Here is a 7741-nt window from a genome sequence, read left to right on the forward strand (position 1 = left end):
ACTTAACTGCCACCGACGACTCGGTTCTGACAACTTCTGGAGCCATCTATGTCTGACACGGACCCCACCACAGCCACCGACGACACCCTGCGGACGCCCATCGTCGCCGTTCTGGGCCACGTCGACCACGGGAAGACGAGCCTGCTCGACAAGATCCGCGGCTCGGCCGTCACCGCCGGCGAATCGGGCGCGATTACCCAGCACATCGGCGCGACGGCAGTCCCACTGGACGTGATTTCCGAGATCGCCGGCGACCTCGTCGACCCGACTGACTTCGACCTGCCCGGCCTGCTGTTCATCGACACACCGGGGCACCACTCCTTCTCGACGCTTCGCTCTCGGGGCGGCGCGCTCGCCGACATCGCCATCCTTGTCGTCGATGTCAACGACGGCTTCCAGCCCCAGACGCTGGAGGCCATCGACATCCTCAAGCGCACACAGACGCCGTTCATCGTCGCCGCGAACAAGATCGACACTGTCCCCGGTTGGAATCCCAACGAGGGACAGCCGGTCCAGCAGACGATGGACGCCCAGTCCGACCGCGTCCAGTCCGACCTGAACGAGAAGCTCTACGAGATCATCGGCGAACTCTCGGACAACGGCTTCTCGGCGGACATGTACTGGCGCGTCCAGAACTTCCAGGCTAACATCGGCGTCGTGCCGGTCTCGGCCGAAACGAGCGAGGGCATCCCTGACCTGCTGACGGTGATGATGGGACTGTCCCAGCGGTACATGAAAGAGGAGATGGAGATCGACACCAGCGGTCCCGGTGTCGGGACCGTCCTCGAAGTGAAAGACACCCAGGGCTTTGGAACGACGCTCGACGCCATCATCTACGACGGGACCATCCGCAACGACGACACCATCGTCGTCGGCGGTCTGCAGGGCCCCATCGTCACTGATGTCCGCGCGCTGCTTCGGCCGCGCCCGCTCGAAGAGATCCGGACAGAGCAGGAGTTCGAGCAGGTCGAGCAGGTCGCCGCCGCCGACGGTGTCAAGATCGCCGCGCCGGACCTCGGCGACGCGATGGCCGGCGCGCCGATCCGCGTCATCCGCGACCGCGACCGCAGCGAGGTCATCGCCGAGGTGGAGGAGGAACTCGCCGAGATCGAGGTGACCACGAAAGAGGAAGGGGTCGTCATCAAGGCTGACACGCTCGGCTCGCTGGAAGCCCTCTCCAGCACGCTCGAAGAGGAAGAGATCCCGGTCATGCGCGCCGAGGTCGGTGCCGTCGCGCCGCGGGATATCCGCGTCGCCGAAACGGCCGGCGAGCCGACCAACCAGGCGATTCTCGCCTTCAGCGTCGAGGTGCTCGACGACGCGCGCGACCTCGCCGAGCAGGAGGACGTGGAGCTGTTCGAGGACGACGTCATCTACCAGCTCGTCGAGTCCTACGACGACCACGTCACCGCCATCGAGGAGGCCCAGCAGGAGCAGATTCTGGAGAACATCACCCGACCCGCGAAGTTCCGGATTCTGCAGGACCACACGTTCCGCCAGTCAGACCCCGCCGTCGTCGGCGTCGAAATCCTCTCCGGTGAACTCCGCCGGAACGTCAACGTCGTCAGATGGGAGAACGGCGAGGCAAACCGCGTCGGGACCCTCAAGACGATCCAGGACGAGGGCGAGGACGTGGACTCCGCCCGCGCCGGCGAGCGCATGGCCGTCTCTATCCAGGGGCCGACCGTCGGTCGCCAGATAGAGGAAGGCGACGACCTCTGGGTCGAAATCCCCGAAAAGCACGCGAAAATACTGGAACAGGAACTCAAGGAGGACATCTCCGTCGACGAGCGCGAGGCGCTGTCGATGTATCTGGAGAAACACCGGAACCGGGACCCCTTCTGGGGGAAATAAAGCTAAGCGTAACGCAAATTGCGTTACAGGCCGTACATCTCTCGTCTCTCTTCGTCTTCCAAGATACGGTTGATTGTAGCTCGTGACGTATCCATTCGCTTTGCTCCTCTTTGCTTCGACAACTCTCCTTCGTCAATCAGCCGCAACATCTCACACGCCTAGATATTCAGGCTCTGGAACAAGTTCACCATCTTCCTCGACCTCGTAACCGAGAGACGGTCGTCCTACGTGCCTGCCATTATCTATAGCGTTTTAAACACCAAGCCGAACCGCTCTTTCGTCATCTCTCGCTCGACCTCTGCGAACATCGCAGTCATCTGAATGAACATCTCTGCCATCTTGCCATTCTCTGGTCTGTAGTCGAGTGGGTCGTTTAGTAAGATAAGGGCAGTGTCTGTCGGTCTGAAGTCGTCTACACCGTAATCGTTTAGCTGGTTCACTTGTCTGTTAATCGATTGTTTTTCGGTACTGATTCGAGCGTATCCCATGGTTTCCATAGTATCAAATACATCATATTTGGGGAGATGATAGTCTGCCCCCTTTCGTACACCCCTCTATAGTGCGCTCTGTAAGGGTGTTAAGAAACGGGTGTTTCCGTACACACCAATTCGATCTTCTAATCAATTTCGACCCGAAATGTAGGGTTGTACCCAGATAAACAGATTCAGTTAGATACTAACTGTTCGTTGGTCCTTCTTCTCAGTAACACAGGCAACATAGTCGGTCTCATACGAATCATCATACATTCCGAGAGTATGCTCGGCCAACACACGACCGAGTAGCGGAGGTACGGCGTTACCGATCTGCTCCACAATATCACTTCGACTACCAACAAATTCGAAGTCATCAGGGAAACTCTGTACCCGAGCACCTTCTCGTGGAGTTAGAGCTCGGTCTTGGTACGGATGGATACATTTGTTCGAAGCAGGATGGATGAAGTTCATCGTAATCGTAACCGATGGAAGGTCTGGGTCCAGACGAGAATAGCTTGAGCTATAGCCACTACTTATGTAATCCTCAACATCGTCTACCTCATCAGACGCTTGAAGATTCTCTATTGTAGCTTCTTTATTTGGACCGCTATGCCTAATGATGGTCATCATTTTCGACTGGTGCTTCGTCGCCTTATGTAGAGAGAGCTCGTTCGAATTCTTCCGCATAGTCTCTTGATATTCGTTCTGCGCTGGCTTGGTGTACTCTGTTACTTCCTCTCCAGCCTCTAATTCAGGTAAATCATCGATAGCATCCATAATAGTACGGCCTTCTGGTAGGGAAGTCCCAGCACGGAAATTATCAAGAGTCGGCTGAGCTGTGATTACCTTAGACTCGTCCTTGTAGCCAATAGTTCGCCCATTAGCTTGATGAGTAGGTCGTGGGAATTCGATAACTCGGTCATCTCCCGAACCAATCATAATCAGGCGTTCACGCCTCTGGGGAAGTCCGAAGTTAGCGCCGTTAACAATTCGCCAGTCAGCACTATATCCGATATCCCGTACACTATCGATAATCTTCTGAATCGTTATTCCGTCGTTGTGAGTGGCAAGACCCACTACATTCTCCATAATGAAGAAGTCAGGTTCAAAGAAATCGACATAATTCACGAAGTCTGTATAGAGGCCGTTCCTCTCGTCTTCAGCCTCAGTTCCGCGGTCTGGGCGGATTGAAGAGAAGCCTTTGCAGGGTGGGCCGCCTACAATCACATCCACATCATCAGGAGAAATGTCCTTCTCTGTAGCAGTTTTCTCAGCAGGCCACTCTCGGATATCTTCATTAACGACGCTAGCTGAAGGATGGTTTTCTTTAAAGGTCTCTGTAGCTGCTCCTTTTTTGTCGAGTCCAAGGAGAACCTCAAACTCATTTGATGGGTGAGTCTTGAACCCGTATGTGAATCCTCCCGTTCCACAAAACAGATCGATTACACCTACCATAGGTTGTATGAGACAATTGTCTCATTTCTTTTTAAATATTCTTGGTTGGAACTCTCGCTCATTAAGATACTGTGTCGCTATACGCACTTAATAATCTTCACGACCCACGTTCAGAAGAAACAGTCAATACGGTAATGAGACAATTGTCTCGACCATTCTTAAATCGGTCGGTCTCTCTCAATATATTATGGACGATGAGTTCAAGTCGGAGCTTGGTAATCGAATAAAGGAACTTCGTGAACTACACGAAAGCTCGCTTGAAGAAGTTGCCGAGGCTGCTGATATACATCGGACTACTCTGGGAAAAATCGAGAGAGGTGAGAGAGAGCCGAGTTTGTCGATTGCTATGCGGATTGCGGAAGCATTAGATATCACAATAACGGAACTCACAAATCCCGAATCATTCAGGACAGCAAACAGGGAATACGTTATAGAAGATGCAGACATTCTCGAAGAAGTTCCGTTTGATAGCTCTGCGATTCTCAATGGTGTCGAAGAGATTTATGAGAACCTGGACACGATTGATTTCGCACTACGCCGTCGAGGTCTCGACCCGCTCGCAGAACAGTTCGATGAGTATGCGGCTCTATCAACAGTTATTGGAGAATTCTTCGCATCTGGTGTAGCTGGAGCATCTGATGGATTGTATCGGGTGAACGCAGGGAACTTCCCCGATTTAATCAGTAGCGGGAAGCAGAGCGGTGTTCCCGGTATTGAGGTCAAGATGGCTATGGAAGATAACCAACCAAAAGGCCATATCGCTAAGCCCGGTATGTACGTCGTCGTACGATATGTCCTCGGCGGGAGAGACAGAAGCTACGAACGAGGTGAGAGAAAGGATACACCTTGGGTTTGGGAAGTTCGTATGGGTGAAATGGAAAAAGAACAATTCAACGAAAGCGATACTGAAGGTGACTCTGGAAAAACTGCAACATTTACTGCTGATGCTCTATGGGACTTTGATTGTCTATATCTTGACCCAGAACTAATTCCCTATACCCGGAGTTATTACAAAAAGAAGAATGGGGATGTTCTGAGGTCAGTTATGAACCAACAGCAATTATCCTGATTCTGCGTACGTGCGTGTAAGGAGCAATTCCCCGATTCAACTGCTGTGTAGAGCGTTTCGTTGAGTTCTCTGCGTACGATCTCCACGGACTTGCGAGAGTTGTAGTAGTAATACGCAGTTCCGTCACCCCCGTAGTGCGGTTCAGAATTCGGTTCGTAGTTCTGGTGGAAGTAGGCGGTGGGCAGCGCACCGTTTGCACGAGTAATAATATTTAATTAGCAGGCGTGTCTCTGTAGAGACACGAATGTCCGGCCGCCCGTCGATGCCTGACCTCGTGCTCGCCAGCATCGCCCTCTCGATGCTGCTGGCGTCGCTCGGCGCAGTCGTCACCTCCATCAGCCTCGTGACTGCGCTGAGTGCCGGCAGTCTCCCGGCCAGCGGCTCTATCGGCTACGCGCTGTTCTATAATCCGCCAGTCGCCAGTGATGGCCACGCCTGATTTCGGCGTCTCCGCTCCGCGACTGTCCCGGCGAAAACTGAAAACGACAATCGTTACTGCGCCGTCGGCGAGGTGTCGTCGCCCATCACCTGCTTGACCTGCAGGGCCGCAGAGGCAGCGATGCCCTGCGCGAGGTCGTCGCGCTCGGCGTCGGAGATGCTCGCGCTTTCCGGGTCCTCGGGCGTGTAGTCGGCGCTGACGACCGATCCGACGGGTGGCTGGACCGCGATTGTGGCCCGCGGTCCAGTCGTGCTGTTGCTGATTTCCGAACCGACGACGAACTCGCCGGGCAGGAGTTCGCGGGTCCGGGCGGCGACGCTTGAGAGGTCCCGTCGGAGCTCCTCACGCTGTTCCGCGGTCAGCGTCACTTCTTCCGTCTCCCCACCAAACGACGTATTACCGTACATGAACGTTCTCTGTCTCTATGGGGGGGAGGACTAAAAACCCAGGGTCGAACACAGTTCTGACCGGAACCGTCGGTGCAACGCCGCTTACACGACGGGGTGGCTCTCGCCGTAGGTGGCGAGCACGACGGCGCTGGCGTACTCGGCGTCGTCGGACGCCGACTCGACGTACACGTTCTCCTCGACGAACTCCCAATCCCGGAGGTCCCGGCCGGCGGCCAGCCCTTCGCGGATTTCCATCCGGACCGCGTCCTCGCTGCCCCCGTCGACCTCGTAGAAGATGCCCGGCCCGTCCTCGCTGCGGGCCCAGCCGATACCAGCGGCCACGCTCTCACCAGGCTCGGCTGTCGCCGAGGACTGGACGACCTCTAGCGCTTCGCCGGGCGGCCCCAGGTCCGGTGCCGTCTCCGTCACCTCGATAGCCGGCTCGGTAGGAATGACAGAGGAAAGCGAAATGAGGTTGTAGTTGTGGACGCCCGCCTCGGCGAGTGCCGCGTCGTACGCGGCCAGTGCGGTCGGGCCGGTCGCAGTCCCCCACACGACCCGGATAGTACTCATAGGCGACAGTCGACGGTCCGCGGGGTAAGGGGTTTCGCTTCGTTATGCCGGAACGAGTCTGTAGCACATTCCCGGTCGGTTCGGGTCGCCCTCGACCGCGCGCTCCGTGTAGTAGATGGCGTCGGTGGTCACCAGCGGAGCACTCGTCACATGGCCGCGGTTGTCGGTGGTCCAGACCCTCGCTCCCGAGTCCCGCTCCAGCGCGTACAGTCGCCCGTCGTAGGACCCGACGAGGACGTGGCCTCGGGTGGCGACGACGCTCCCGATAATCCACCCGCCAGTGTCGTAGCGCCACTGCTCCTCGCCGCTTTCGAGGTCGAGTGCGTACACCCGGTCGTCGTGGCTGCCGACGTAGACGGTGCCATCGTGGACCGCCGGCGCACACATCACGTCGGCGTCGGCCTCGAAGGTCCACTGCTCCGAGCCGTCGGTCACGTCGACGGCAGTGACCGTCTCGGCCCACGACGGCACGATAGCGGTCCCGTCGGCGACGGCGATGGGGGCTTTCACGTCGCCGCCGGTGTCGTACCGCCACACCTGTTCCAGACCCGGGAACGACCACGCGTAGCAGTAGCCGTCGTTCGAGCCAAACAGCAGACGATTGTGCTCGCGGTCCAGCGCCACCGTCGAGTGCGGATGGTCGGTCGGTCGACTGTCGCGCCACTGCACGTCGCCGGTGGCAGCGTTCACGGCGACGACGCTCCCGCTCGGAGCCGCGTGCTCGACAGCGACGTACAGCGACCCGTTGTAGTAGGTCGGACTCGCGCCGATGGCATCACCGAGTTCCGTCCGCCAGCGCCGCTTTCCGGTTTCGAGGTCCAGCGCCGACAGCGCGCCGTCGTAGGCCCCGATGTAGACGGTGTCGTTGGCGATAGCCGGCGTGCCGTGGCTCCCCCGGGTGGCCTGCGTGATGGTCGTCGCCCACTGGACCTCGCCGTCAGGTGCGATGGCCCGCACGCGGCCGGTATCGTCGGCCAGAATCAGGTCACCGGTCGGTGCCAGCACGGGACTCCCCTTCGCCGCGGTGTGGTCCCCACGATTGGCCGGCAGTTCCCAGGCCCGCTCAACAGCGTCCGGTATCGACGCGTCCTGATATCCCTGGTTCAGGAGCCCCTGTCGGAACTGTGTGGCGGCGTGTTCGTCAAGCGCCGTCGATGCGAGCGGATCGAACTGTGATTGGCACCCCGCAACTGACCCGACCGTCGTCGCCGCGAGCGTCCCCAGAAACGCCCGCCGCGTCCGTCCGCGCTCTGTCACGGGCACTGATACCGGGCGGTGTGGCTTAAATCGCGTGGGGACGGGCCGCGTGGTCAGATTAGACCATACACCGCTCAGCGTTCGTGTCGACTATCAAGCGGCGAGGCTAAGGATCAGTACTTCACAAAGCCGGTTAGTTGAGAGGTCTGCTTGCTGAAGGTGTGTCCAATACCAAGCAAGCAGACGGTGAAATCCACGAGGACCAGCTTCTTAACTTCCTCGTCAACACGTT

The 7741-nt window shown here is 57.7% G+C and carries 7 protein-coding genes; 3 read left to right on the forward strand and 4 right to left on the reverse strand.

Annotated elements, in window-relative coordinates; genetic code table 11:
- The first annotated feature begins 48 nt into the window (after positions 1 to 48).
- Complete coding sequence (gene infB, locus VI234_RS16655) at positions 49 to 1854, forward strand: translation initiation factor IF-2 (protein WP_336330637.1); 1806 nt, start codon at positions 49 to 51, stop codon at positions 1852 to 1854.
- 668 nt (positions 1855 to 2522) lie between these two features.
- Here the strand turns inward: infB and VI234_RS16660 are convergent.
- On the reverse strand, positions 2523 to 3782 hold the full coding sequence (locus VI234_RS16660; protein WP_336330638.1) for a DNA cytosine methyltransferase: 1260 nt from the start codon (positions 3780 to 3782) through the stop codon (positions 2523 to 2525).
- Between the two features lie 187 nt (positions 3783 to 3969).
- On the opposite strand from VI234_RS16660, the gene VI234_RS16665 reads away from it, so the two are divergent.
- Positions 3970 to 4851, forward strand: coding sequence for a helix-turn-helix transcriptional regulator (locus VI234_RS16665; protein ID WP_008311046.1), 882 nt, complete (start codon positions 3970 to 3972; stop codon positions 4849 to 4851).
- A 244-nt stretch (positions 4852 to 5095) separates the two neighbouring features.
- Entirely contained in the window at positions 5096 to 5290 is a 195-nt protein-coding gene (locus tag VI234_RS16670; protein ID WP_008311048.1) for a hypothetical protein, read from the forward strand.
- A gap of 53 nt (positions 5291 to 5343) precedes the next feature.
- Here the strand turns inward: VI234_RS16670 and VI234_RS16675 are convergent, their stop codons facing one another.
- The 3 genes from VI234_RS16675 to VI234_RS16685 all read right to left on the reverse strand — a co-directional run bounded on the left by VI234_RS16675 (position 5344) and on the right by VI234_RS16685 (position 7509).
- Entirely contained in the window at positions 5344 to 5697 is a 354-nt protein-coding gene (locus VI234_RS16675; protein WP_004518427.1) for a DUF5811 family protein, read from the reverse strand.
- An 84-nt stretch (positions 5698 to 5781) separates the two neighbouring features.
- On the reverse strand, positions 5782 to 6252 hold the full coding sequence (locus VI234_RS16680; protein ID WP_008311052.1) for a pyruvoyl-dependent arginine decarboxylase: 471 nt from the start codon (positions 6250 to 6252) through the stop codon (positions 5782 to 5784).
- 42 nt (positions 6253 to 6294) lie between these two features.
- Positions 6295 to 7509, reverse strand: coding sequence for an outer membrane protein assembly factor BamB family protein (locus tag VI234_RS16685; RefSeq protein ID WP_008311054.1), 1215 nt, complete (start codon positions 7507 to 7509; stop codon positions 6295 to 6297).
- Positions 7510 to 7741 lie beyond the last annotated feature (232 nt).

It is taken from the genome of Haloarcula sp. CGMCC 1.2071, assembly GCF_037078445.1.
GTDB lineage: Archaea > Halobacteriota > Halobacteria > Halobacteriales > Haloarculaceae > Haloarcula > Haloarcula amylolytica.